Source organism: Namhaeicola litoreus, assembly GCF_042679565.1.
Lineage (GTDB): Bacteria > Bacteroidota > Bacteroidia > Flavobacteriales > Flavobacteriaceae > Namhaeicola > Namhaeicola litoreus.
Window position 1 is genome coordinate 224,913 of sequence record NZ_JBHTMY010000001.1, and the last position, 23,138, is coordinate 248,050.

Annotated in this window: 25 protein-coding genes; 15 read left to right on the top strand and 10 right to left on the bottom strand. The window is 35.0% G+C overall.

Going from position 1 to position 23,138, the window contains the following annotated elements; genetic code table 11:
• The first annotated feature begins 374 nt into the window (after nucleotides 1–374).
• The 3 genes from ACFQ39_RS00980 to ACFQ39_RS00990 all read left to right on the top strand — a co-directional run bounded on the left by ACFQ39_RS00980 (nucleotide 375) and on the right by ACFQ39_RS00990 (nucleotide 3,136).
• Nucleotides 375–578, top strand: a complete 204-nt coding sequence (locus ACFQ39_RS00980) for a dodecin family protein (RefSeq protein ID WP_377175528.1) — start codon at nucleotides 375–377, stop codon at nucleotides 576–578.
• A gap of 75 nt (nucleotides 579–653) precedes the next feature.
• Nucleotides 654–2,780 (top strand): thioredoxin domain-containing protein, encoded by a 2,127-nt coding sequence (locus ACFQ39_RS00985; protein WP_377175530.1) that lies wholly within the window; start codon nucleotides 654–656, stop codon nucleotides 2,778–2,780.
• Nucleotides 2,777–3,136, top strand: coding sequence for a DUF1304 domain-containing protein (locus ACFQ39_RS00990; RefSeq protein WP_377175532.1), 360 nt, complete (start codon nucleotides 2,777–2,779; stop codon nucleotides 3,134–3,136). The genes ACFQ39_RS00985 and ACFQ39_RS00990 overlap by 4 nt, the downstream gene beginning before the upstream one ends.
• Here ACFQ39_RS00990 and tsaB read toward each other — a convergent pair.
• From tsaB to ACFQ39_RS01005, 3 genes are all read right to left on the bottom strand, one after another.
• On the bottom strand, nucleotides 3,133–3,813 hold the full coding sequence (tsaB, locus tag ACFQ39_RS00995; protein WP_377175534.1) for a tRNA (adenosine(37)-N6)-threonylcarbamoyltransferase complex dimerization subunit type 1 TsaB: 681 nt from the start codon (nucleotides 3,811–3,813) through the stop codon (nucleotides 3,133–3,135). The two genes, ACFQ39_RS00990 and tsaB, sit on opposite strands and share 4 nt — an antisense overlap.
• A gap of 124 nt (nucleotides 3,814–3,937) precedes the next feature.
• Entirely contained in the window at nucleotides 3,938–4,225 is a 288-nt protein-coding gene (locus tag ACFQ39_RS01000) for a TM2 domain-containing protein (protein WP_377175536.1), read from the bottom strand.
• 9 nt (nucleotides 4,226–4,234) lie between these two features.
• The gene (locus ACFQ39_RS01005) at nucleotides 4,235–4,966 is read right to left on the bottom strand and encodes a TM2 domain-containing protein (RefSeq protein ID WP_377175538.1); all 732 of its coding nucleotides are present in this window, start codon (nucleotides 4,964–4,966) and stop codon (nucleotides 4,235–4,237) included.
• A gap of 116 nt (nucleotides 4,967–5,082) precedes the next feature.
• Here ACFQ39_RS01005 and ACFQ39_RS01010 point away from each other — a divergent pair, with 116 nt between their 5' ends.
• Nucleotides 5,083–6,078, top strand: a complete 996-nt coding sequence (locus ACFQ39_RS01010; RefSeq protein WP_377175540.1) for an NAD(P)H-dependent glycerol-3-phosphate dehydrogenase — start codon at nucleotides 5,083–5,085, stop codon at nucleotides 6,076–6,078.
• Nucleotides 6,079–6,095: 17 nt separating this feature from the next.
• Here ACFQ39_RS01010 and ACFQ39_RS01015 read toward each other — a convergent pair whose 3' ends face one another.
• Genes ACFQ39_RS01015 through fabD form a run of 4 tightly spaced genes read right to left on the bottom strand, consistent with a single transcriptional unit; the run spans nucleotide 6,096 to nucleotide 8,326 of the window.
• Nucleotides 6,096–6,491 (bottom strand): hypothetical protein, encoded by a 396-nt coding sequence (locus ACFQ39_RS01015; RefSeq protein ID WP_377175542.1) that lies wholly within the window; start codon nucleotides 6,489–6,491, stop codon nucleotides 6,096–6,098.
• A gap of 6 nt (nucleotides 6,492–6,497) precedes the next feature.
• Nucleotides 6,498–6,677, bottom strand: a complete 180-nt coding sequence (locus ACFQ39_RS01020) for a hypothetical protein (protein WP_377175544.1) — start codon at nucleotides 6,675–6,677, stop codon at nucleotides 6,498–6,500.
• Entirely contained in the window at nucleotides 6,674–7,435 is a 762-nt protein-coding gene (locus tag ACFQ39_RS01025; RefSeq protein WP_377175545.1) for an enoyl-CoA hydratase/isomerase family protein, read from the bottom strand. The genes ACFQ39_RS01020 and ACFQ39_RS01025 overlap by 4 nt, the downstream gene beginning before the upstream one ends.
• A 12-nt stretch (nucleotides 7,436–7,447) precedes the next feature.
• On the bottom strand, nucleotides 7,448–8,326 hold the full coding sequence (gene fabD / locus ACFQ39_RS01030) for an ACP S-malonyltransferase (RefSeq protein WP_377175547.1): 879 nt from the start codon (nucleotides 8,324–8,326) through the stop codon (nucleotides 7,448–7,450).
• A gap of 382 nt (nucleotides 8,327–8,708) precedes the next feature.
• Between fabD and ACFQ39_RS01035 the strand changes: the two genes are divergently transcribed.
• The 11 genes from ACFQ39_RS01035 (at nucleotide 8,709) to ACFQ39_RS01085 (ending at nucleotide 19,455) form a co-directional block, all read left to right on the top strand.
• Complete coding sequence (locus tag ACFQ39_RS01035) at nucleotides 8,709–9,245, top strand: hypothetical protein (protein ID WP_377175549.1); 537 nt, start codon at nucleotides 8,709–8,711, stop codon at nucleotides 9,243–9,245.
• Nucleotides 9,246–9,459: 214 nt separating this feature from the next.
• The gene (locus tag ACFQ39_RS01040) at nucleotides 9,460–10,197 is read left to right on the top strand and encodes a queuosine precursor transporter (RefSeq protein ID WP_377175551.1); all 738 of its coding nucleotides are present in this window, start codon (nucleotides 9,460–9,462) and stop codon (nucleotides 10,195–10,197) included.
• A 575-nt stretch (nucleotides 10,198–10,772) separates the two neighbouring features.
• A complete protein-coding gene (locus tag ACFQ39_RS01045; protein WP_377175553.1) occupies nucleotides 10,773–11,513 on the top strand; it encodes a helix-turn-helix transcriptional regulator in 741 nt (246 codons plus the stop codon).
• A gap of 274 nt (nucleotides 11,514–11,787) precedes the next feature.
• A complete protein-coding gene (locus ACFQ39_RS01050) occupies nucleotides 11,788–12,801 on the top strand; it encodes a hypothetical protein (RefSeq protein ID WP_377175555.1) in 1,014 nt (337 codons plus the stop codon).
• 118 nt (nucleotides 12,802–12,919) lie between these two features.
• Nucleotides 12,920–13,909 (top strand): hypothetical protein, encoded by a 990-nt coding sequence (locus ACFQ39_RS01055; protein ID WP_377175557.1) that lies wholly within the window; start codon nucleotides 12,920–12,922, stop codon nucleotides 13,907–13,909.
• 27 nt (nucleotides 13,910–13,936) lie between these two features.
• On the top strand, nucleotides 13,937–14,917 hold the full coding sequence (locus ACFQ39_RS01060) for a hypothetical protein (protein ID WP_377175559.1): 981 nt from the start codon (nucleotides 13,937–13,939) through the stop codon (nucleotides 14,915–14,917).
• Between the two features lie 81 nt (nucleotides 14,918–14,998).
• On the top strand, nucleotides 14,999–15,430 hold the full coding sequence (locus tag ACFQ39_RS01065) for a hypothetical protein (RefSeq protein WP_377175560.1): 432 nt from the start codon (nucleotides 14,999–15,001) through the stop codon (nucleotides 15,428–15,430).
• Nucleotides 15,431–15,441: 11 nt separating this feature from the next.
• On the top strand, nucleotides 15,442–16,149 hold the full coding sequence (locus ACFQ39_RS01070) for a CsgE family curli-type amyloid fiber assembly protein (RefSeq protein WP_377175561.1): 708 nt from the start codon (nucleotides 15,442–15,444) through the stop codon (nucleotides 16,147–16,149).
• A gap of 14 nt (nucleotides 16,150–16,163) precedes the next feature.
• Nucleotides 16,164–16,565: a curli production assembly/transport component CsgF gene (locus ACFQ39_RS01075; protein WP_377175563.1), complete on the top strand. Its 402-nt coding sequence runs from the start codon at nucleotides 16,164–16,166 to the stop codon at nucleotides 16,563–16,565.
• A 6-nt stretch (nucleotides 16,566–16,571) separates the two neighbouring features.
• Nucleotides 16,572–17,930, top strand: a complete 1,359-nt coding sequence (locus ACFQ39_RS01080) for a CsgG/HfaB family protein (RefSeq protein WP_377175565.1) — start codon at nucleotides 16,572–16,574, stop codon at nucleotides 17,928–17,930.
• Between the two features lie 13 nt (nucleotides 17,931–17,943).
• Nucleotides 17,944–19,455: a carboxypeptidase regulatory-like domain-containing protein gene (locus tag ACFQ39_RS01085; RefSeq protein WP_377175567.1), complete on the top strand. Its 1,512-nt coding sequence runs from the start codon at nucleotides 17,944–17,946 to the stop codon at nucleotides 19,453–19,455.
• Between the two features lie 33 nt (nucleotides 19,456–19,488).
• Here ACFQ39_RS01085 and ACFQ39_RS01090 read toward each other — a convergent pair whose 3' ends face one another.
• From ACFQ39_RS01090 to ACFQ39_RS01100, 3 genes are all read right to left on the bottom strand, one after another.
• Complete coding sequence (locus tag ACFQ39_RS01090; protein ID WP_377175570.1) at nucleotides 19,489–20,490, bottom strand: PorP/SprF family type IX secretion system membrane protein; 1,002 nt, start codon at nucleotides 20,488–20,490, stop codon at nucleotides 19,489–19,491.
• 2 nt (nucleotides 20,491–20,492) lie between these two features.
• Complete coding sequence (locus ACFQ39_RS01095; RefSeq protein WP_377175572.1) at nucleotides 20,493–22,223, bottom strand: Ig-like domain-containing protein; 1,731 nt, start codon at nucleotides 22,221–22,223, stop codon at nucleotides 20,493–20,495.
• A gap of 96 nt (nucleotides 22,224–22,319) precedes the next feature.
• The gene (locus ACFQ39_RS01100; protein WP_377175574.1) at nucleotides 22,320–23,114 is read right to left on the bottom strand and encodes a DUF2797 domain-containing protein; all 795 of its coding nucleotides are present in this window, start codon (nucleotides 23,112–23,114) and stop codon (nucleotides 22,320–22,322) included.
• Nucleotides 23,115–23,138 lie beyond the last annotated feature (24 nt).

The window sequence follows — 23,138 nt, forward strand, 5'->3', positions numbered from 1 at the left end:
TAATTAATTAAACGCATGCAAAATTAGTATAGATAACACCTATTTATGTTATCAAAATGTTATCAAATTTAACATTAGTTTTCAAAGATATAACATTTACTTAACCTCAACTTCAATTCATGTTTACAATTATGGCAAAATTCTAAAATTCAATCTTTAAAAAGTAAAAATTTGTTTGATGCCTTTTGTCTTTCATCTACCTCATTTAAAGTTTTTTTCTAAGTAAGATTATTTGATCCTTTTAGCAAAATGCGAAAAATAATTCATTCAATTCAACATTTGCCGGTGGCTTTATTTTCAGACTTAAACCTGGTTTAAGTTAAATCTTGATTTTAAATTTCGTATCTTTAAGTTTTAACTAAACCCAAATTATTATGTCAGTACTAAAGGTAATAGAAATCATGGCTAACTCCACAGAGAGCTGGGAAGATGCCACAAAAAAAGGTGTAAAGCATGCCGCAAAAAGCGTTAAAGGCATTAAATCTGCATTTGTTCAATCTCAAAGTGCGGTAGTGAACGATGATCACATCACGGAATTCAGAGTAAATTTGAAAATTACTTTCGAAGTAAAAGATTAAATTCTGATATTACCCTAAATGATTACCCCGAAGCATTCGGGGTTTTTTTGTGCTATATTTGACAAAAAATACAAAATGGGGAAGCATTTACTTACACTCATACTCCTATGTAGTTTTGTGAGTTGTAAAAAGAAAATCGAGAAAGAAATGAAAGAAGACCTACATACAAATCACCTTATACACGAAACAAGCCCATATTTATTGCAGCATGCACACAACCCAGTAGATTGGCACCCATGGAATGAAGAGACCTTGGCCCTAGCTAAAAAAGAAAACAAATTGATGTTAATCTCAATTGGATATGCGGCTTGTCATTGGTGTCACGTAATGGAACACGAAAGTTTTGAAGATTCGGCCGTGGCCGAAGTGATGAATAAATATTTCATCAATATCAAAGTGGATAGAGAAGAACGACCCGATGTAGATCAGATTTACATGAATGCCGTACAATTGTTAACAGGAAGAGGTGGTTGGCCATTAAACGCCATTGCCTTGCCTGATGGAAGGCCCGTTTGGGGAGGAACATATTTTCCTAAAGAAAATTGGGTACAAACCATTGAACAAGTAGCAAAATTGTATGAAGATGATCCAGATAAGCTTAAAGAATATGCGGAAAATTTAACAGAAGGTATCATACAGTCTTCTTTAGTCACACTTAACGAAAATCCTGCTGATTTTACATTGACAGAAATCAATAAGGGGCTAGAAAAATGGTATCCTTATTTGGATATAGAAAAGGGAGGCAGCAAAGGAGCTCCAAAATTTCCCATGCCTGTCAATTTAGAATTCCTATTGCGATTTGGTTTTCAAACAAAGAATGACAGTATTTTAAGCTATGTACATACTTCTTTGGATCAAATGGCAAATGGGGGAATTTACGATCAAGTGGGCGGAGGTTTTTCTAGGTATTCGGTAGACAACAGATGGCATATTCCACATTTCGAAAAAATGCTGTATGATAATGCACAATTGGTTAGTTTATACGCCAATGCTTATCGCGTTGAGCCAAAAGAACAATACAAAAATGTAGTATTTGAAACCTTGCAATTCGTAGAAAGGGAGTTGTACCATGATTCTGGGGCATTCTATTCGTCACTCGATGCAGATAGTTTAAACGAAGCCGGTGAGTTAGAAGAAGGAGCTTTTTATGTTTGGAAAAAAGAAGAATTACAATCCGTTTTAGGAGATGATTTTGACCTCTTCGCCGATTTTTTCAATGTAAACCTAAATGGAAAATGGGAAAATGACACATATCATCTCATTAAAACCAAAACTATAGAAGAATTTGCTAAAGCAAATGGTTTAAATAAGGAAGTTTTAGTTCAAAAAATCAATATTTGGAAGGAAATTCTTTATCAAACCCGGGAAGAAAAATCTCGTCCTAGGCTCGATGATAAAACATTGACTTCTTGGAATGCATTGATGTTAAAGGGTTATGTTGATGCCTACACTGCTTTTGGCGAAAAGCACTTTCTGGAAATGGCTTTGAAAAATGCTCGTTTTTTGGTCACAAATCAACTCAAAGAAGATGGTAGTTTGTACAGAAATTATAAAAACGGACAAAGTTCTATAGAAGCTTATCTAGAAGATTATGCAACTCTTTCAGCTGCATTTATCAGCTTATATCAGGCGACTTTGGATGAAAATTGGTTGAGAACCGCTAAGCAATTAACGGACTACTGTTTTGATCAATTCTATGATGAAAACTCAAAAATGTTCTATTTTACTTCTCAAAAAAGTAAAGATCTCATCACAAGAAAAGTAGAGATTGAAGACAATGTGATCCCTTCTTCTAATTCAATTACGGCCAATAATCTTTTTCTTTTAGGGCATTATTTTTATAATAAATTTTATCTCGAAACAGCCTCAGCAATGCTAAACAATGTAAAAGAGCAAGGTCTGGGCTATATGGGTGCCAGTGCAAATTGGTTTCTGTTGTACACAAATTATTTAGGCGAATTTTATGAAATTGCTGTGGTAGGAAAAGATGCACTGTCCAAAATAAGAGAGATCAATCAATCGTTTTTCCCGAACAAACTCTTGGTAGGAAGCACAAAAAATAGTGATCTTCCACTTTTAGAAGGAAAGTATAATGCAGACCATACGACTATTTTTGTCTGTATTGATGGGGCTTGTCAACTTCCTGAACAAGACACAAAAAAGGCTTTGCAGCAGGTGAGTACAAAATTTATTCAAAAATGAATTTTTTGATCGATCTTATCATAGCATGTGTTGCATTTGAACATGTATATTTTATGATCCTTGAAATGTTTTTTTGGGATAAACCATTAGGATTAAAATCCTTTGGTTTAACAAAAGACTTCGCAGAACAGACAAAAGTTCTAGCCTTCAATCAAGGTTTATACAACGGTTTTTTGGCTGCTGGTTTAATATGGGCTTTAATGAGTGAAAACAATAAAGAACAGATAGCATTGTTTTTCTTGATTTGTGTTGTATTCGCGGGAATCATTGGGGCTTATTCAACCAAAAAAGCAAAAATATTTTATATCCAATCCATTCCAGCTTTGATTGGCCTAATCTTCATTCTTTTATTTTAGAAAAATATTTTGGGTTTTCCGGCGATAAAATCCTTGAGATAATAAGGCTCGAAATAGGCAAGGTCTTCAAAGTCTTTCTTTTTATATTTTTCCTCGCTCAACATACACATTGTTTGGGCTGAAGGATAGCTATTCGCCAAAAAATACGCATTTTCATGTGTCAGGATTTCCTTCACTTTTTTAGCCCCATCTCCTAGAAACACCACTTTGCCTTTTGAAAGTTCTTCGGCGAATGATTCTTCTGTTATGATTTCTGCTTTAGTTTCGCGAATTTGAATAAAACTTTTATTAAACACCGCGCTATATACTTCCATGCGCCTAGCATCTAGCAACGGAACAATCATTTCTAACCCTGCGAACTCAGCACTTTGAGCCAAAACATCTAAAGTGGGAATAGCAATTAAAGGTTTATCCAAAGCAAAGCAAAGACCTTTTGCCGCAGAAACACCAATTCTTAAGCCGGTATAAGAACCGGGACCCTTACTTACTCCGATGGCATCTAAATCTTGAAACTTTAGTCCTGCCTTTAAAAGGACTTCTTCTATTAAAAGGTGTAACTTTTCTGCATGAGAATATTGTTCTTCATTTTGCTCTAAAAAAGCCATCATTTGTCCATCTTTTGCTAAGCTTACCGAGCAATTTTTTGTGGCAGTTTCAATATTTAAGATGATTCCCAAAAGTAAAAATTTTGCGTGCAAAAATACGCAATTAAAAAAAATCCGCAAAGACTTTCATCTATGCGGTTTTCAGTATTAAAAATTTTAGTTACAATTTGAATAAATCAAATCTACTCACATTACCTTAAAACCAACCTTTCTTATTCAATTGGTAATTTACATAAAATTCCTCATCCGTCTGTGTGAGATAAACAATTCCCTCTACCAAACCAATAATACCCATTATACCTGCGCCAATTCCACAAGTCAATATACTCACCAACAACATAATTAAGCCTTCTTTGCTGTAACCCAAAATAAATTTATGAATTCCAAGCGCACCCAATAATATAGCGAATACACCTGCTATAATTCTTTTATTCTCTTGTGTGGGTTGAGGAATTGCTCTCCCCTGTTCATCTACTACCTCCATAAACTATCATTAAAACCAGGGCCTTTTATTCTTTTGATAAGTATTATAAAAGTCCTCATCGCTTTTGGTGAGGTAAATTACACCTTCAATAAATCCGATCGCAGCCATTACCAAGCCACCTAGCCCGAGCAAGAAAGACCCCAGTACCGTCAAGATTAACATAATTAACCCTTCTTTATTATACCCCAAAATAAATTTATGCGCCCCTAAGGAACCAAAAAGTATAGCCAAAACACCTGCAATTATTTTCTTATTATTTTCCTTTTTGATTAAGTCATCATATGCTTCTTTGGCTCCTTTTGTGAAATCATTGGCTGTTGATTTCGCTTCTTCCTGAAAATCTTTCGTGTTTTTATCAAGGCCTTCTAATATGTCTTTTGCCTCTTTTTTAACCTTTTCAGCGGTTTCATTAAACCCTTTTTTTAGCTCTTCACTTTCAATACCAAGGTCATCTGCAATTTTCTTTGCTCCGCCTTTGAGCTTTTCGCCGGCATTTTTTAATTCGTCTATCACTTCGTCTGTCGTTTGCCCTGTTTTATCAGCTATTTCTTCAATCTTTTTTTCTACTTTTTTAGTAGTTTTTTTTGCCGATGCTTTGGTTTTAGCGGCCGTTTTTTTTGAAGCTTTAGCTGTTTTCTCTCCTTCTTCCTTAATGGTATTCGCCACTTTTTTTAGACTTTCTTTAGCTTGCTCTACCGCATCTTTGTCAGCAGGAGTTTTATTTTCTTCTTTTTTAGCCATGGTAATTGGTTTATTTTTAGTTGATTGTTTAACAAATCTATAAAATTTCATCTTTAAATCCTAAGTTTTCTGAATTAGTTAAAATTGAGTAATTTTACCCTTTCTTAATCGGTCAAATGAAATGTGATCATAAAATTGCCGTTATTGGCGGAGGAAGTTGGGCCACGGCCATTGTGAAAATGTTGTCGGAAAATGTAGATCCAATTGGTTGGTATATGCGTAGCGTTTATATCACAGAACATATCAAAAGGAACAGACATAATCCAACCTATTTAAGTTCAGTGGAGTTTGACACTGATCAATTAAAATTATCTAACGACATAAATGAAATAGTTGAGTATGCCGACTTGCTGATATTTGCAATACCTTCAGCTTTTTTAAAAGAAGAGTTAGAAAAGATTACTGTGCCCCTTACGAATAAAATTATTTTTTCAGCCATCAAAGGGATTGTGCCAGAAACAGGTTTGATTGTGGGCGAACACTTCCATAAAGTATATGATATCCCTTATGACCAGATAGGTGTAATTACCGGACCTTGTCATGCCGAAGAAGTAGCAATGGAGAAATTATCCTATATCACATTAGCATGTCAAGACACAGAAAAAGCAGATTGTCTGGGTAAATATCTTTCCAGCAGATATATCAATGTAAAAGTTTCTGATGACATCGTGGGTACCGAATATGCCGCTGTTCTTAAAAACATTTATGCGATTGCTGCAGGAATGGCTCACGGGTTGGGTTATGGCGATAATTTTCAAGCCGTACTTATTTCTAATTCCATAAGAGAAATGAAAAGTTTCATCAAAAAAGTACATAAGATGAAGCGAAACATTAATAATTCTGCTTATTTAGGGGATTTATTGGTGACAGGATATTCTATTTTTAGTCGAAATAGAATGTTTGGAAACATGATTGGCAAAGGCTATACCGTAAAATCTGCCATGCTCGAAATGAATATGGTGGCAGAGGGATATTACGCGACCAAAAGTGCCTATAAAATCAATCAGGAAAATGGCGCAAGTACGCCTATCATTGATACAGTCTATAGGATTTTGTACGAAAACAAAGATCCGAAAAAAGAATTCCAGCAATTAACCGATTTATTAAATTAAACTGCTAAATACTAATATTATTTAAAGGCGATTCCTCTCATGTTCATCGCTTTAATCATTCTAAGTTTACCTTCTTTTACGGTAGATTTTGGAACGAAAAATTTCTTTTCAAATAAATTATTCTCTACAAAGAAAGAAAGGCTAAATTCATTGTTGAGCTCGAGCACGTCTTCTTGAAGTAATTCAATTTTGGCGAAAGAACCCGCAGGTAAAACATCTATTTTATGCCTCATGATGGCGGTTTCTCTTTCCCTGTCAAAACCTTTGCTCATGATTAAAACGGTATTTAGATCAAAGCTACTTTCGTTTAACAAAAAAGCCACCCAATCATTTGATTTGTAAATATCATTAAAAGTATAGGTCACGACCAAAGAAAGCCCTTCAAACTCCTTAATTTCTATGTCTTTTTTCATGAAAACTCAATCTTCCTTAGATTCTTTTTCTCTGCGTTTTTTAGCCAAATAAAAAAACAAATATGCCAGACCCACCAAAAGTACAAAAGGTAAATAAGTACCTATCACAACTCCTATTTCATAATTACTATCAGGAGCATTTTTCATTTTCTCTTCAATATCTACCTGTAACAAAAGTAAAATCATAATTTATTTTTGAATTTTTGAAGCGCATTTTTTGTAAAGTCAGAAAGGACTAGTTTTCCGTTAATGGCTGCATATTTAGGTAAAAGCGTATCCCAATCCTCTGTTCCTTTCCACAGGACCGTTTTTAATGCAGCTAAGCTTTCTGTGCTATAGCCTGAAATTTTTGACGAAAACAATTCTATTTCATCATCCATCTCACGTATATTTTCAAAAACCTTTGCATACAAACCTTTCTCTTTTGCCCAATAAGCCGTCTTCCATTCATGGGCGCCAAGTGTTAATTCAGTTAAACCGGATTTTCCCATCTTTCTCTCTACTGCCGGAGCGATGACAAAAGGCCCTAAACCAATACTTAATTCAGATAATTTTATATCTGCCGATTCTGTGGCGTAACAATAATCGGCTGCAGCGGCAATACCTACTCCTCCCCCAACGGCTTTTCCTTGGATCCTAGCCATGATGATTTTAGAAGACTTACGCATGGAATTCATCAAATCGGCAAAGCCTCCGAAAAAAGCTGTGCCTTGAGCTATGTTATCAATTGTTAAAAGTTCATCAAAAAAAGCTCCTGCACAAAAACTTTTCTCACCTTCACTTTTCAAAATGATTAAATTGATTTCCTTATCCTCTGAAACTCTGTTTATCGTATCAATTAATCTTTGAAGTAATTCTGTTGGAAAAGCATTGCTCGCTGGATGCCCGAATGTGATGGTGGCAATTTTTTTATTTGTATTGGTGAAAATAGTTCCCGGATTCATTTTATCCAAATTTTAGGAAACGCTCTCTGCAGAAACAGTGTTGTCTATTTTTTTGACTAACCCTTGCAGCACTTTTCCTGGACCGACTTCTAAAAATTCTGTAGCTCCGTCAGCTACCATTTGCTTAATTGTTTGTGTCCATTTGACTGGCGCGGTTAATTGAGCCATTAAATTTTCCTTAATTTCTTTAGGATCAACGACAGCAGATGCAGTTACGTTTTGATAAATAGGACAAATAGGTTGATGAAAAGTAGTTTCCTTTATCGCGTTGGCCAATTTTTCTCTTGCCGGCTCCATCATGGGTGAGTGAAAACCACCTCCAACAGGTAAAATTAAAGCTCTTTTCGCTCCTTTCGCTTTCATTCCTTCACATGCTTGGCTTACTGCATCAACTTCACCGGAAATAACTAACTGACCCGGACAGTTGTAGTTTGCTGCCACTACAACACCAGGTGTATCCGCACAAACTTGTTCTACAATACTGTCTTCTAAACCAAGAACTGCTGCCATTGTAGAGGGTTGTAATTCACAGGCATTTTGCATTGCCAGGGCTCGTTGGAAAACTAATTTTAAAGCAGAGGTAAAATCCAAAGTTTTATTGGCTACAAGGGCCGAAAATTCTCCCAAAGAATGCCCGGCAACCATATCAGGCTTAAACTGTTCTCCCAAGGTTTTAGCCAATATGACTGAATGCAAAAAAATAGCCGGTTGTGTAACTCTGGTTTGTTTTAAGTCTTCGGCAGATCCTTTAAACATAATTTCAGTAATGTCAAACCCCAATATTTTATTGGCTTCATGAAAGTATTCTTTCGCCAAAGAAGATTTTTCGTATAACTCTAATCCCATTCCTGAAAATTGCGCTCCCTGTCCGGGAAAAATATATGCTGTCATCTTTACTATTTAATTTTAAACAGCAAAATTAATGAAAAGATATCGGAGTATACAGCAATCAGTAATCAGATTTGAGATATGACCTCAGATAGTGGTTCTTACTTTCCTTACTTAGAATAGAATTATTTTACAATTCAAACCCAAAATGAACAAAAAAATCGCCTTTTTTTTCGTAACTTTATGGGTCTATCAAATTTTTGACTGGCATTTTTTTCTTCTTATGAAAAACTTCTATAAACTAAATTGTCATCTCGACTTATCCTCGTAAGTGTTGGCGCAAAAATGCCAACCCCCTATAATTTTCGTGATTGTTTTTTAAAATTTTTTGGCATGGATTTATTTCATTGCCAAGCTTAATTTATTCCTCCTAAATCTTAATGTTATGAAAACCTTTATCAAACTTTTTATTCTACTTCTGGCCAGTATTGGGTTTTATGCTTGCAGCGAAGATTCGGTAGACGAACTATTAGAAAAAGATCTCTCAATTACTGAAAAAATAGAGATTCCTGTACATGTAGACAAAACCAATGGTACTTGGGCTACTTTTGACAATTCGAAAGAAATAAGTATCGACAATGCACAGACCCAAGACTACCTGAACAGGGTGAAAGCAGTAAAAATTAAAAGCCTGACCTACAGAATTATGAATTTTAACGGAGATCCTAACGGTCAGGTAGAAGCCTCTTTTCATTGTGCTAATCAACTATCACTAGCAAATACTTTTGTTGTGCAAACTGCCGCACAGAATATGATGCAATACCAAATAAATGAAATTGCCGAGTTAAACCGTATCGGACAAGCCCTTAAAAATGGCAAAAAAATGCAGGCAAGATATACCGGAAAGGCTTTATGCGACCAAGCTGATATGGATTTTGTTGTGCAAGTTACTCTTGAAGCAACTGTTACCGTGGGCCTATAAAACTATTTTTTCAACCACTCAACAAACAAATCTTTAAAGTCCAAACCTTACCGGTTTGGGCTTTTTTTTATCTATTAAATTCTAAAGGTACTAATCATTAACTACTCCTAGGAAGCGCGTTTCCGACGGTCAGGGTAGCAAAACATTCAGTCATTCTTTTAAAAAATATGATGACAGATATTTTTTCATTATTTTCGTTTGACAAAATCAATGAATGACCGAATCAAAGAGAAACTTTGCCTTTTCTATCTATTTAGGACTCGCTGCAATATTTATTGCCTCACTTGTTGTTTCTAATCTCATTTTTCAAAAATTCTTTAGTTGGAATTTTTTGGGTTGGTATAATTTTGAGATCTCCGTAGGAATTTTACCTTATCCAGTAACGTTTTTGGTCACTGACCTAATCTCAGAAATTTACGGAAAAAAACGCGCCAATCAGGTGGTTGCCGCCGGTATATTTGCATCGGTTTTTTCTTTAATGATCATCATGGTTTCTGATGCTGCACCGGCCACAGAATGGTCACCTGTAGGTGATGAAATTTTTCACAGAGTTTTCGGCTTATCTGCTTTGGCGGTTTTTGCATCTGCAATGGCCTATTTGGTGGCACAATATGTCGATATTAGGATCTATCATTTTTGGAAAACAAAAACCAAAGGAAAGCATTTATGGTTGCGAAACAATTTTTCTACAATTTCCTCACAATTTTTAGATACATTTTCTGTGCTTTTTTTACTCTGCTCTTTTAACGTGATCGAATGGGATCTATTCGGGAAATTATTGCTTAATGGGTTTCTATTTAAGTTGCTCATAGCCTTATCAGATACCCCGTTGCTCTATTTCTTTGTTCACTTATTTAGAAAACATTTCAATTTAGCGATTGGAGAAGAAATAGATTTCTTTCCCGATCACCAAGAATCTCAAAATGAAAAAGAAGAGAAGCTTTTGACCTGAGTTTTTACCCATACCCATCCGTCTATATAGAAATCTCTCAAATTTGATTAAAAAATACAGAAATACCCCACCGAGGGTATTGTCTTATTGGCAAAATATGACTAATTTAAGACCATAACAATTTTCCCGAAATTGAGGTGATGAAAATGATCTCAAAAAAAGGGATTTTTTATGAGAGGTCTTCGGACCTCTTTTTTGTAATTCTTTAGACATTTGTTTTCTATCCTTTTCGACCAAAAAAAATCATTTAAGGCCAAATTAAAAAACGTCAAGAGGTTTTTGTCAACACATCTAGATGTTTTTTGATTTTGTAGAACAATTTATGCTTTAGGCATTTAAAGCGATTCCTAAATATCTAAAACTAAAATTTCATAAATTGAGTACTACATTACTCAATTTATGGTATTGTCTCTAAAATTTATACCCCCTATATTTGCGCAGGTAAAACAGGATTAAATCAATTTTTTAAATTTTGATTTGACTTATTATAATAACTATTTCTTTGCCGTTTTGGTTATTTTTATTTCATTGCAAACGATTTCCCCCGTTTAATGAAAACCTAAAGAGTTTATTAAATGGATAAATATTACCCCTCAATCAGAAAGTTCATTGATGATATTTCTCAAATCTATCATCGAGAAAATCTGCATGGTCAATTTGACGTAAAAACCTATCGGTCTTATCCTACGGCTAAAAATGAATGCTTTTACGTTTTTGACCTCTTTCTAAATAAAATTATATATTTCAAAGGTTTCAATGATTTTTTAGGCTACAAGGACAAGATAGATTTACCATTTATTTTTTCATGTTACCATCCAAAAGATAGAACTGTTGTTACCGATCTTATTAAGGAAGTAGTAAAAGAATTACCCAAACAAAACTTTCATTTACACGCCAACATCTTAAATATTGCTTATCGTTTTAAAAAGAACAACGGAGATTATTGTAAAATTTTAAGTCAGACCATTGTCTCTGACATTGATCCAAAGGGCAAAGTAACAAAGGTTTTACTGCGCTATACTGATATTTCCTTTATGGATTCGACCCCTATTGTTAAATGGGATGTAGATGAAAAATATTTCTGTAAAAAAACAATTCAACAAAGGCTTATAGAACAATCTGATTTACCCCTAACCCGAAGAGAATCTGAGATTGCCTTTTTAATAGCTAAAAATTATACCAATTCTGAAATTGCAGACCAATTGTGTATAAGCAAAAGTACGGTAGAATCACATCGAAAAAGCGTTTATAAAAAGACAAATTCTCACAGTAAAGATCATTTGATCTTGTTCTTAAAAAGCAAGGGAGCAATTTGAGCTAACTACTACCTGATATTGCGTACTTACTTACCTAATATTCAAAATATCAAATATTTACAATATTCTTAAAATCCTGACAAAACTAAAAATATTGAAAATATACCCCCCTCAGGGTATTGCCTTCAACATTAATTTAACATAATTTTGGGGAAATCTTCATATTGCTATGAATTCAATATTCGCATAAACCCTTAGATCAAGAATAAAAAATTCTTGGCTTGTGAAGTTATATTATTAACTAGAATTTTTATTAATTTAAAACCCCTCAACAATGAGAAAAAGTTACGTATGCGCTTTTGCGTTGATGATCGGAGCAATCGGATTTGCTCAAAACAATCAATCTACCGTTGAACAAAAAGGTTCAAACGGTGAAAGTAAAGTAGTTCAGGATGGACAACTAAATACCGCGATTCAGTATCAAACAAGCAATACTGGTTTGGTAAACATTTTTCAACAAGGTACTTCGAATTATGCCAACCAAGATCAAGATAAACAATGGCAAGGTAATACTTCATTTGACGTTAATCCTTCTAAAATGTTTATGACTATCAAGCAAATAGGAGAAAGAAATAGAGCATGGCAAACCCAAAGATGGAGCAGTCAGACAGCGATTGCTGAGCAAAGAGGTAATGATAATACTTCACGGCAATTCCAATCTGGTAACCACGGTAATTTAGCTGAAGTTTATCAACGTGACAATATGCATACAGCTACTCAGAACCAAACCGGGGAGACAGGAAGTTGGGTTTATATTAATCAATCCGGTTATAAAAATACAGCTACCCAAAACCAGATTAAGGGTATTGCAAATAGTGCTGAAGCAAGACAAAGTGGAGCACGAAATACTTCAACTCAGACTCAAAAAGGCTTTGGGAGTTTTTGGGGTGACAAGAACATTGTAAAAGTTAATCAGTCTGGAAATGATAACATAGCAACTCAAGATCAATCGAATCCAGGAAATATTCATGGTGTATATCCTAATAATATTGCCGAAATCATCCAAAGTGCGAATGATGGTCTTGCTGTCCAAAATCAATATGGCCTTGATGGTTTTCAAAGAATTGAACAAAAAAATGGTCGTGACAATTATGGATATCAATATCAAGACGTTGCCTCAGAAAGGGGTGATGCAAGATTGATGCAAAATGGAAGCGGTAACTGGTCACAACAGTGGCAATATGGAACTGACAATACGTCAAATGTTAATCAAACTGGAAACGGAATGTGGAGTAAAGTAACCCAAAGCGGTGCTGGAAATACAAATACCGTGATTCAAACAAATTAATATTTCTTGGACATCCACTAAGGTGAATGTCCATTTTTTTTCTTTTTTAAATAGAAATTAATTCGATTCTAGAAAAAAGTGCTTTAAAATTTTTTATTAATCTAAAACCCCCTCAACTATGAGAAAAATTATGTTTGGCGCTATTGCGCTAATGATCGGAGCAATAGGATTTGCTCAGGACAATCAATCGACGGTTTTTCAAAACGGTAATGACCTAAAAAGTGTCGTCAACCAAACTGGAAATAATAACGTAGCAGATCAAAATCAAGTTGACACTTGGGATGAAGTTTACATTTCTCAAAAAGGAACAAGTAACTATGCAAAACAGGTACAAACAGATGGCCCTGCTGCCAATGAAAGGTTAAATGTGGCTAAAATCAATCAAATGGGAAATGGCAACAAAGCTTGGCAAACTCAATCAGGTGAAGTAGATGAGGCGTATGCAACTCAAGAAGGTAAAGAAAATGAATCCAGACAAACGCAAACTGAATGGAATGACTACTCCAAGATTAATCAAAATGGGAATGGCAATAAGGCTACACAAGAGCAAAAAAATGGTTCAGGCCATAATATTGCAAACACAAGTCAAAAAGGCATGGGAAATCAAGCTTGGCAATACCAAATTGATGGATTCAGAAATACGGCAAGTGTTGAGCAGCACGGAAAAATGAATGAAGCTAGACAAACCCAAAATGGGAATGCATTTTATGGTGCAGATCAACAAAATTTAGTTTCTATTGTTCAGGAAGGTGATGAAAATAAAGCAACTCAAAAACAAGACAACTCCATTGGAGGAGAAAACAATAGAAACAAATCATACATCACGCAAAATGGCAGTAAAAATATTGCTGCACAAGATCAATTTGGAGATATAGACTTTGCTAAGATTACTCAAAAAGGTAGTGAAAATTATGGCTATCAAAAACAAGAAATTAATACAATTGGTGAAACAGCTATTTTAATGCAAAATGGTAAAGGAAATGAATCATGGCAGTACCAATATGGTGAAGGCAATACTTCCAATGTGAATCAAACTGGATTGAGTCAATGGAGTAAAACTACACAAATGGGTATGAACAATACTACAACCGTTACCCAATCTAACTAACCCTTTAATTACTTAAAACCCTTAGATATGAAAAAAATTATTTTTGGCGCAATAGCGCTAATGATCGGAGCAATAGGATTTGCTCAAAACAACCAATCTACAGTATTGCAAGACGGAACTAATTTAATTAGTGATGTTATACAAGCAGGTGAACTCAACGTTGCTGACCAAAATCAGCAAGGAGACCAACAAGGTGCATTTATTAATCAGAATGGTAATAGAAATAAGGCTATTCAGGTTCAAAAGGATTTTCATTCTCGTTATGGTACTGCAACAATAAAGCAAGCGGGAAATGATAACGATGCTTATCAGAATCAATTAAACTTTGGCAATAATACTTTAATTGCCACTCAAAATGGTCAAAGAAATGAATCTGACCAATGGCAAAAAGGTGGCCATGGAAATGACGGAATTGTTTATCAAGGTAAAGGTGCAAACGACAATATTGCTTACCAAGAGCAACAAGGAACTAACAACTATGTAAATGTTAGGCAAAGTGGTGATCGCAACTATTCGAATCAAAAACAATTAGTTTCGTTGCACGGTATTGCAAATATAAATCAATCTGGTAATGACAATGATGCTTACCAAAGTCAAACTGGCGGTGTTTGGGATAACAATGGTGAAGTTAAGATTGTACAATCTGGCAATGGTAATTATGCAAAACAAGATCAAGCAAATCCATCTTCAGGACCTGGCTTAGGAAATTACTCTTCTACCGTCCAAGAAAGTAATTTGAATGATGCATTTCAAAACCAATATGGCGAAGATGGAATGTTAACAATTATACAGAAAGGTGACAAAGAGAATTATGGATATCAAATTCAGGCGGCAGGCTCAAAAGGTGAAACTGCTAGTTTAAGCCAAAATGGTAAAGATAATGATTCATGGCAATACCAATATGGTCAAGGGAACACTTCTACTGTAAAACAAACCGGTTTGAGTCACTGGAGCAAAACCACCCAAATGGGTATGAACAATATAACAACAGTTACTCAATCTAATTAAGATTGAACTAAAAAGTAAATAACTATTTCAATTAATTAGCAGAGGGATTTACCCTCTGCTAATTCTATTATCTCGAGCGACATGAACACAAAAGTAATTTTAGTTTTTCTTATATCTATGTTATTTGATTTCTCATATGGACAATCTCTGGATGAAAATAGTGTAATTATTAATCAGTATTTTCAAAATGCTGGTGAGAATCTTATCGGACTAAATAATTCAAGCGCCAATTCAAGCCAAACGAGCTATGTTAATTTAGTACAAACAGGATTCAATAATAATATTCATTTGAATTCAGTAAATAGGGATAACCAAACAGTTCAACAATTTGGAAATAACAATAGCTATGAGAACTACGTTTATTATAATACTGAAAAAACAAACAAAACCATTAACCAAGAGGGCAATTTAAATTCTTTACTTATTTTTGGCGAAAACTCACTTATGAAAAACTTGATCATCAATCAAAAGGCAGATTTTCAATCTATCGTGATCAAGAATTACACCAATTAAATTCTGGTAATTTGAAATGGTTTGGTTTATTTTTTTTTATGTCTATTGGGCTAACCTATGCCCAAGATGATCAATTGTTGCAAGCCAGACTTAATATCTCCAGAGAAGATATTTTTGTGAATATAGAGGGTATTGTAGAAAACAATAGCCACGTATATAACAATAAGCTTAGTTATCATTTGCTCACTTTAAAAAAAATGCCGCAAGACATCAAATTTGAAAAAAATGATCGTTTTGGCGAATTTACCTTACTCCCCAACGAAAACAAAACGGTAACTACCCTCAGAATAAACTTAGAAGAAGAACAAGAACTCAAAGTATACTTTTTTGTGCGAGACCAAAAAAATCTAATTGCCCAAGATTCTATTGTCATTAACGAAGTGGTAGATTTGCTCAAAACTACCGTGATGCGTGAAATTGACATTGAGATCAAAGGACTTGTGATAGAAACTACAAAAACAAAAATGGGAAAAGATTTTTATGATTTTTTTTATCAATTATATTTACGCGAAGGTGCTGAGTATTCTTTTATTATAAACATTGAAGAAAAACCGTTTTTGGGTACAGGTAGTTTGATCTCAGTTATTATCGAAGACCAGACTATTTTTGAATTCCAAGCACGTCCAGATGTTGAAATGTTGGAAGGTGCTGCTAAATACGCTCTAGTGCGGGTAAATGAATTCAACAAGAACAAACAAAACGTTCCCAAAGTATATTGACAAATTCTATTGAAATGAAAAAGAAAATTTATATTTATTTACTTTTTTTGCCCACAATGCTGATGGCGCAAGAAATGGTTTATAAACCTGTAAATCCAGCCTTTGGAGGAGATACATTTAATTACCAATGGTTACTGAGTTCGGCTGAGGCACAGAACTCGCATAAAGAAGATTCTGGGTTTTCCTTTGACGAACAATCGGATATAGATAGTTTCACAGAAAGTCTCAACCGCCAATTGTTAAATAAAATCACTTCAGATCTTTTTAGAGAACAATTTGGCAATGGCGATCTCACAGAAGGAACTTATATGTTTGGAAGTCTGGTACTCGAAATATCGCCTAGTACAAATGGTCTGCTCATTAACATTCTCGATACCCAAACCGGAGATCAAACACAAATTATTATCCCGAATTAGTAAACTATGAAGAAAGTTTTTTATTCTTCTCTTTTGTGCTTGTTGCTGTGGTCTTGTGGTGCAAGAATCAAACAACCTTTTTTAACAGAACAAGCTCGTATTGGAGAAAACACTACACCCGAAAATACAGTTTTAGGTGATGTAAAACCTATAGAACCTGTGGTGGTAGGTGTCTATAAATTCAGAGACCAAACTGGGCAATACAAACAAGTTGAAAATGGAACCAGTTGGAGTACGGCAGTCACCCAGGGCGCTACTACTATCCTACTTAAATCTTTGGAAGACTCAAAGTGGTTTACCCCCATAGAGCGTGAAAATGTGAGTAATCTGCTCAATGAACGTCAAATTATACGCTCTACCAGAAATCAGTATAGCAATCCGAATCAACAACTTTCAGAAGCCGATGTTTTGCCCCCTCTACTTTTTGCGGGAATTATCTTGGAAGGTGGTATTATCTCTTACGATTCCAACATCAGAACCGGGGGAGCGGGAGCGAGATATTTTGGTACAGGTGCCTCCAGTGAGTATAGAGAAGATAGAATTACAGTATATTTAAGAGCCGTTTCTACCTCAAACGGGAAAATTCTGAAAACCATTTATATTTCCAAAACCATTCTTTCACAAGCCATTTCCGCGAGTATGTTCAGGTATGTAGATGTTAAAAAGCTTTTAGAAGTCGAAGTGGGAATGACCCAAAATGAACCCAAGCAACTGGCAGTAAAAGAGGCCATAGATAAAGCCGTTGAGGGTTTGATCATAGAAGGTATCATCGATGGATTATGGTTACCGGAAGGTGGTGAACCTGTAGTTCAACAAATAAAAGAAGCCTACGCTCAAGAATTGGCAGAGGCTGAACGCACAAAGTTATACAACCGCACCTTTGAAGACCAAAGATCTAAACATGGATTGTCTGTAAAATTAGGGGGTGCTTTAATGGATGGTGATTATTCCAATAACGACCTGGGGTATAGTTTTAATGCGAATTATAAATACTTGTTTAACAATCCGCATTGGAGTTTCAATTTAGGAACAGGTTATATGGAGTTGGACAGAACAGGTCCTCCCATCGATTACGATTTCACAATAGATGGCAATTTAGAATTCATCTTCTTGCCCTACGAAAATTTAACACCCTTTGTCTATGCCGGGGGAGGAACAATTACCAACACCTCTTTCGAAAATGCTGAATTTAAATTTCAATATGGAGCAGGTATTGAATATTTACCTGTTGAAAATATCGGAATTGAATTATTTGGCGAACAAAATTTGACATTTTCTGATAACATAGACGGTGTGATTCAAGGCCAAAGAGATGACTTTTTTTGGCGATTTGGTTTGGGTATTAACTTTTATTTTGGGAGATAAAAAAATGAAAAAAATGAAAATAAGATCAGTGCATATCATCTCATTCCTATTCAGTTTTCTAATATTACTGGCCTGTGGAGAAGATACAATTGAATTTGGTGGGACTGGAAAAATTAAAGGAAAGGTAGTAGAAGACATCAGCTTCATTCCTGTGGAAAATGCGAAAATAGAACTCAGCCCTTCAGGAAATACTGTTTTTTCTGATGCAGAAGGTAATTTTGAAATGGAAAATGTAACCGTTGGAGAATATTCTGTAAGCGCTACTAAGGAAGGCTTTTTAACAGGATTTGAGCCTGCACAAATAGAAGTAGGTTCTGAGGTAAACGTTGTTTTTGAATTAAAAGAGGAAACAGCAAACAACAGACCTCCCAATGAACCAAAATTAATTAGTCCCGAAGACAACGCCATAGATGTAGCATTAACAACAAATCTCGTTTGGAGTGCTTCTGATCCTGACGATGATAATTTAACTTTTACTATTAAGATCAAAAACGACAAGAACAATGACGAAGTTGTAAAAGAAAATATTACCGATACAATTTTTCAATTAACAGACCTGACCACATCTACCAAATATTTTTGGCAAGTGAGTGCTTACGACAGCATCAATGCACCGGTTTGGAGTAAATTGAGATCCTTTACTACCTCGAATCAGGTAAATAGCAGATATTTATATGTAAAATCAAGTAATGGTAATAATGTGATCTATTCTCGTGATGAGGATGGTTCAGAGTCTGCTTTAACACCCGCAAGTTTAAATAGCTGGAGACCTAGAAAAAACAGTTCTAGTAATTTGATTGCATTTCTGAGAACAGATGAAAATTTTGAAACTCAAATCTACACCATTAATCCCGACGGAAGTAATTTGTTTAAGGTAACCAAAACACCAGTTGCCGGTTTCAAACCTTCTGAAATGGATTTTTCATGGAATTCAAATGGCTCTAAATTGATTTACCCGCACTTCGATAAAATATACGAGATCAATAAAGATGGTAGCGGATTGAGGTTAATTCATCAAACAACAGATGGCAATTTTATCTCCGAATGCGATTGGAGTTATGATGGGAACACGATTGTAGTGAAAACAAATAATTCAAATGGATATAATGTTTCTATCTATACCATAGATATGAATGGCAATAAAAAAACCAACGTACTCAGTGGAGTGAATGGTGCAGCGGGTGGATTAAATCTATCTGTTGATGGAAAGACTTTATTGTATACCTACGATATATCAGGATTTGAAAGTTCATCCTACAGACAACTAAACACACGTATGTATATTTATGATTTTACTTCGAATACGAGAAGAGATATTTCTGCAAACAAAATAGACGGAAGCTTAGACATCGACCCTCGTTTTTCACCAGATGAAGCCAAAGTGATTTTTGTAAACACCTCTAATGACGGAGTTTCTCAAAAGAATATATTTACTCAAAACGTAAATGAAGATGGTACCATAGACGGTACTCAATATGAAAGACAAGAACTCGTCCAGGATGCGATTATGCCGGATTGGGAATAATCAAAAAAAAGGGCTTTGGCCCTTTTTTTTGCATTAATATTTGGTTTGCCACATCCGTTTACGAACGTAGGTACTGGGCGAAAAAAATTGAAGTGTCACTTCAAAAGTATTTCCTACATTGCCAATGGCAGAAACCGGTATATCATAAGATAAGCCTATTTTAAAGCTTTTGGTTTTCAAACCGATATTCGGATTAACCGACAAAAAATAATCACTCGATTCAAGAATCTTATCTAGTGTATTCGAAGCTAGAATACCTAATGTGAGTCTAGAAAATCCATATTCTAACCCCACATCAAATCGGTTATACAATGCTTGATGGTAACCATTAAAAGTAATGAATAAAAAAGATGTAGGATCAGAACCGTAAAGTTGATTTCTATGCCAACTTTTTCTATAGCCTCCCTGAAAAGTAATTAAAGGCTGTAAAGACAAGTCTTCTCCTTCTAAAAAAGAAATATTGGGTTGATTAACATGTTTAATACCAGCTCCAAGCCAATAATTTTCTGCGTATAACACAGCCCCGGCAGAAAAATCGAAATAACCGAAACTACCTTGAATTAAATTTGTCAAGACTGGATCTTGTGAACCCGGATTGATTAGGCCGGAACCTATATCGATCTCGTCTTCGAAAAACAAACCGGCAGAATTGATCTGGTTGATAGAATAACCAAAACCAATCCCAGGAAATAAGCTGATATCATCTGTAATTTGTAAATGGAGGGCATATGATGCTTGAAATTGAGACAAACTATACTCTCCTAATTCTTCAGATTGATGGATGACTTGCAGGCCTATTCCGCTGCGAATCCCCTCGAACCAATTATCGGCTGTAGCATAGACCGTATTTAAGTTAGAGGATATTCCCAACCATTGGTTTCTGTAGCCTGACCCTAACCTTAAACCTCCTGTAGAACCTGTAAAAGCTGGATTTAACATGGTTGGTGCTGCATAAAATTGGGTAAAGATGGCATCTTGTGCTAACAAACCTGAGCTCGATAATAACGTAATATAAAAACAAAGTTTTTTCAGCATATTTATTTAATCAGGGTAAACAGGCCTTCTTTTTCCGTTTTCTCATTTTCTAATGATACCGCTTTAATACGGTACATATAATTTCCGTTCTGCGCATCCTTTCCTTTTATAAGCCCATTCCATCCTTGCAATACTTCATTTTGCTCATCATAAATTAGATTTCCCCAGGTATCAAAAACTTGTAATTGAAGGAATGACATACCCCTGTAAACAGGTTTAAAAAAATCATTTATACCATCCCCATTGGGACTAAACGCGGTGGGCAAAACTAGCTTTGCTTGTCCTTTTACCAAAATATTTACTTGTGCAGTTTCTGAGTGTACAAATCCATCACTAATTGAATAAGTAAAATTGTCTGTACCGCTAAAAAGTGCGTTCGGTGTATATACAAAAGACCCGTCTGGGTTAAGAACAAGGGAGCCGTTTTGCACATTCTCCAGCAATGAAACGACCATTGGATCCATATCTTGATCACTATCATTTAATAAAAGTCCATCTTGATTTGATATATTCAAGACTACACCCTCTTCTGTTTCATAGTTATCTTCATTTGCTATTGGTGGAGTATTGACTAAATTAACCATGATTTCTACCTCAATTTCATCTGAACTCAACTCACCATCTGTAGCGTAATAAGTAAAGGAATCTACGCCAAAAAATAACCGGTCTGGTTGGTAATTGAATGTGCCGTCAGTGAACAAATTTAGTTCACCGTGATTAGCCGTCCTCACCAATTCAACGGCTAAAATATCTCCATCAGGATCTATATCATTTTGTAATAATCCCAGATCTTGCGAAACAATTAGTTTTACACCATCTTCCGTTTCATAAAAATCGGGCTCGGCAACAGGATTTTCATTGGTAAAAGTACAATCATTGTTGAATTTTGTCCATGGATCAATATCTGTCCATTTCACTTCGGCCTCATCTTGACTATCTACTTGAATACAGAAAAGTTCGGAATTTCCTGTGGTTTTTAATTTTTGCAGCAAATCATTATGCCCATTCCTTATATTGAGATTCTGTAATAAATTATCATCACACTCCAATGAATTCAATTTGGTGTTTCTTGATAAATCTAGCGCACTCAATAAATTTCTACTACATGATAAACTTTCCAAATTTGTATTAAATTCAAAACTCAAGTCTTGAATTTGATTACTAAAGCAACTTAGTAGTACCAAATTAATATTGTTCCCAAATTCTAATTGGCTCAGTTGATTAAAATTACAATACAACTCCCTTAAAGCAATATTTTCTTCAATATTCAGTGTTTTTAACTGATTATCTGATATGGATAATACTTCCATCCCTTCGCATTTTATCAAATTGATCTCAGTTATATTCAAAGAGTTTATTTTCAGTTCTGTTAATAGAGAGCTTTCATCTGTGCTACTCACTTCGATGAGAACCTCTGAGGAATTTCTTACAACTGATAAGTCAAAAACTGGATTGTTTCCCAACTGGATTTGTTCCACCATTCCTGGTGCTGTGGCCTTCCATGTGAGCAAATCACCAGTTTTGGTCACTAGGGACGGTTTCCATTCTTTGCTTTTTGAGGTCGTGCGCAAAGTTAGTATTACCTCGTTTAAACCAGACCTATTTGCAAGAACAGATTGACCGAATATCAAAAAAATCGACAAGGTAGAAAAGAGGATCGCATATTGACGTAGGTTTTCATTAAATAATAGCTCCCGCCCACTATGCCATAAAGAATTTCTAGTGCAATTCATATTTTCTTTTTCAAATATGAAATTACGGGTTCTTATTTAAAACACAATGTTTTAAAAGGATTTTTTGTTATTGATCTTGCTGAAGTTTAAGATCAATCATACTTTCAACTCTACGATATATCCCTCATAATTCCGCACATTGAAAACAATACCATCTTCAAAGATCAAATATTGTCCTTTGATACCAATTAAAACACCGGAATATTGTTGGGTTTTATCCAAGTTTAAACTTTTTATTTTTTTAGGATACTGTAAAACCGGAAAATCCAATTCAACTTCTTTACTGTGCAAGTCTTTAAAATAGGGTTGTACCTCTTCCGGAATAAATTGCGCCAATTTTTCTTTTTCCATATTTAGATCAAGGTCTTTAACCTCATTCGTCAACATTTTTCGCCAATTGGTTTTATCCGAAACATGTTCCTTTAATGCGACCTCAGTGATCCCTGCTAAATAACGATTTGGAACTTCTACAATCTCTATGGCTTCATGCGCACCCTGATCTATCCATCGCGTTGGAATTTGTGCTTTTCTCGTTACACCGACTTTTACATTGCTCGAATTAGCCAAATACACTACATGCGGTTGTAATTGCATGCTTTTTTCAAATTCCAGATCACGATCTTCGATTTCTAAATGTGCCTGACTCAATTCAGGACGCATAATCCAATCTCCCGCCTGTGGCATTTTGTAAAAACAATCATAGCAAAAGCCCTGGCGAAAAATTTTCTTATCTTCACCACAACTCAGGCATTGGTATTTTTGAAAAGTAATCTCAATCTTTTTATTCAATAATTGATTCACCACCAAAAAATCAGATTCCATATCTAAATAATATTGGATGGGATTTCCCAATTCAGTCGACATTTTTCTTAAAACACCCGCGTATTTCATTTATATTAATTTAGTTTTCTGTAA

What these genes read in the sequence shown, in the direction of transcription:
- ACFQ39_RS00980 (WP_377175528.1), top strand. Translation starts at nt 375, where the DNA reads ATGTCAGTACTAAAGGTAATAGAAATCATGGCTAACTCCACAGAGAGC.
- ACFQ39_RS00985 (WP_377175530.1), top strand. Translation starts at nt 654, where the DNA reads ATGGGGAAGCATTTACTTACACTCATACTCCTATGTAGTTTTGTGAGT.
- ACFQ39_RS00990 (WP_377175532.1), top strand. Translation starts at nt 2,777, where the DNA reads ATGAATTTTTTGATCGATCTTATCATAGCATGTGTTGCATTTGAACAT.
- ACFQ39_RS01000 (WP_377175536.1), bottom strand. Translation starts at nt 4,225, where the DNA reads ATGGAGGTAGTAGATGAACAGGGGAGAGCAATTCCTCAACCCACACAA.
- ACFQ39_RS01005 (WP_377175538.1), bottom strand. Translation starts at nt 4,966, where the DNA reads ATGGCTAAAAAAGAAGAAAATAAAACTCCTGCTGACAAAGATGCGGTA.
- ACFQ39_RS01010 (WP_377175540.1), top strand. Translation starts at nt 5,083, where the DNA reads ATGAAATGTGATCATAAAATTGCCGTTATTGGCGGAGGAAGTTGGGCC.
- ACFQ39_RS01015 (WP_377175542.1), bottom strand. Translation starts at nt 6,491, where the DNA reads ATGAAAAAAGACATAGAAATTAAGGAGTTTGAAGGGCTTTCTTTGGTC.
- ACFQ39_RS01020 (WP_377175544.1), bottom strand. Translation starts at nt 6,677, where the DNA reads ATGATTTTACTTTTGTTACAGGTAGATATTGAAGAGAAAATGAAAAAT.
- ACFQ39_RS01025 (WP_377175545.1), bottom strand. Translation starts at nt 7,435, where the DNA reads ATGAATCCGGGAACTATTTTCACCAATACAAATAAAAAAATTGCCACC.
- fabD (WP_377175547.1), bottom strand. Translation starts at nt 8,326, where the DNA reads ATGACAGCATATATTTTTCCCGGACAGGGAGCGCAATTTTCAGGAATG.
- ACFQ39_RS01035 (WP_377175549.1), top strand. Translation starts at nt 8,709, where the DNA reads ATGAAAACCTTTATCAAACTTTTTATTCTACTTCTGGCCAGTATTGGG.
- ACFQ39_RS01040 (WP_377175551.1), top strand. Translation starts at nt 9,460, where the DNA reads ATGACCGAATCAAAGAGAAACTTTGCCTTTTCTATCTATTTAGGACTC.
- ACFQ39_RS01045 (WP_377175553.1), top strand. Translation starts at nt 10,773, where the DNA reads ATGGATAAATATTACCCCTCAATCAGAAAGTTCATTGATGATATTTCT.
- ACFQ39_RS01050 (WP_377175555.1), top strand. Translation starts at nt 11,788, where the DNA reads ATGAGAAAAAGTTACGTATGCGCTTTTGCGTTGATGATCGGAGCAATC.
- ACFQ39_RS01055 (WP_377175557.1), top strand. Translation starts at nt 12,920, where the DNA reads ATGAGAAAAATTATGTTTGGCGCTATTGCGCTAATGATCGGAGCAATA.
- ACFQ39_RS01060 (WP_377175559.1), top strand. Translation starts at nt 13,937, where the DNA reads ATGAAAAAAATTATTTTTGGCGCAATAGCGCTAATGATCGGAGCAATA.
- ACFQ39_RS01065 (WP_377175560.1), top strand. Translation starts at nt 14,999, where the DNA reads ATGAACACAAAAGTAATTTTAGTTTTTCTTATATCTATGTTATTTGAT.
- ACFQ39_RS01075 (WP_377175563.1), top strand. Translation starts at nt 16,164, where the DNA reads ATGAAAAAGAAAATTTATATTTATTTACTTTTTTTGCCCACAATGCTG.
- ACFQ39_RS01080 (WP_377175565.1), top strand. Translation starts at nt 16,572, where the DNA reads ATGAAGAAAGTTTTTTATTCTTCTCTTTTGTGCTTGTTGCTGTGGTCT.
- ACFQ39_RS01085 (WP_377175567.1), top strand. Translation starts at nt 17,944, where the DNA reads ATGAAAATAAGATCAGTGCATATCATCTCATTCCTATTCAGTTTTCTA.
- ACFQ39_RS01090 (WP_377175570.1), bottom strand. Translation starts at nt 20,490, where the DNA reads ATGCTGAAAAAACTTTGTTTTTATATTACGTTATTATCGAGCTCAGGT.
- ACFQ39_RS01095 (WP_377175572.1), bottom strand. Translation starts at nt 22,223, where the DNA reads ATGAATTGCACTAGAAATTCTTTATGGCATAGTGGGCGGGAGCTATTA.
- ACFQ39_RS01100 (WP_377175574.1), bottom strand. Translation starts at nt 23,114, where the DNA reads ATGAAATACGCGGGTGTTTTAAGAAAAATGTCGACTGAATTGGGAAAT.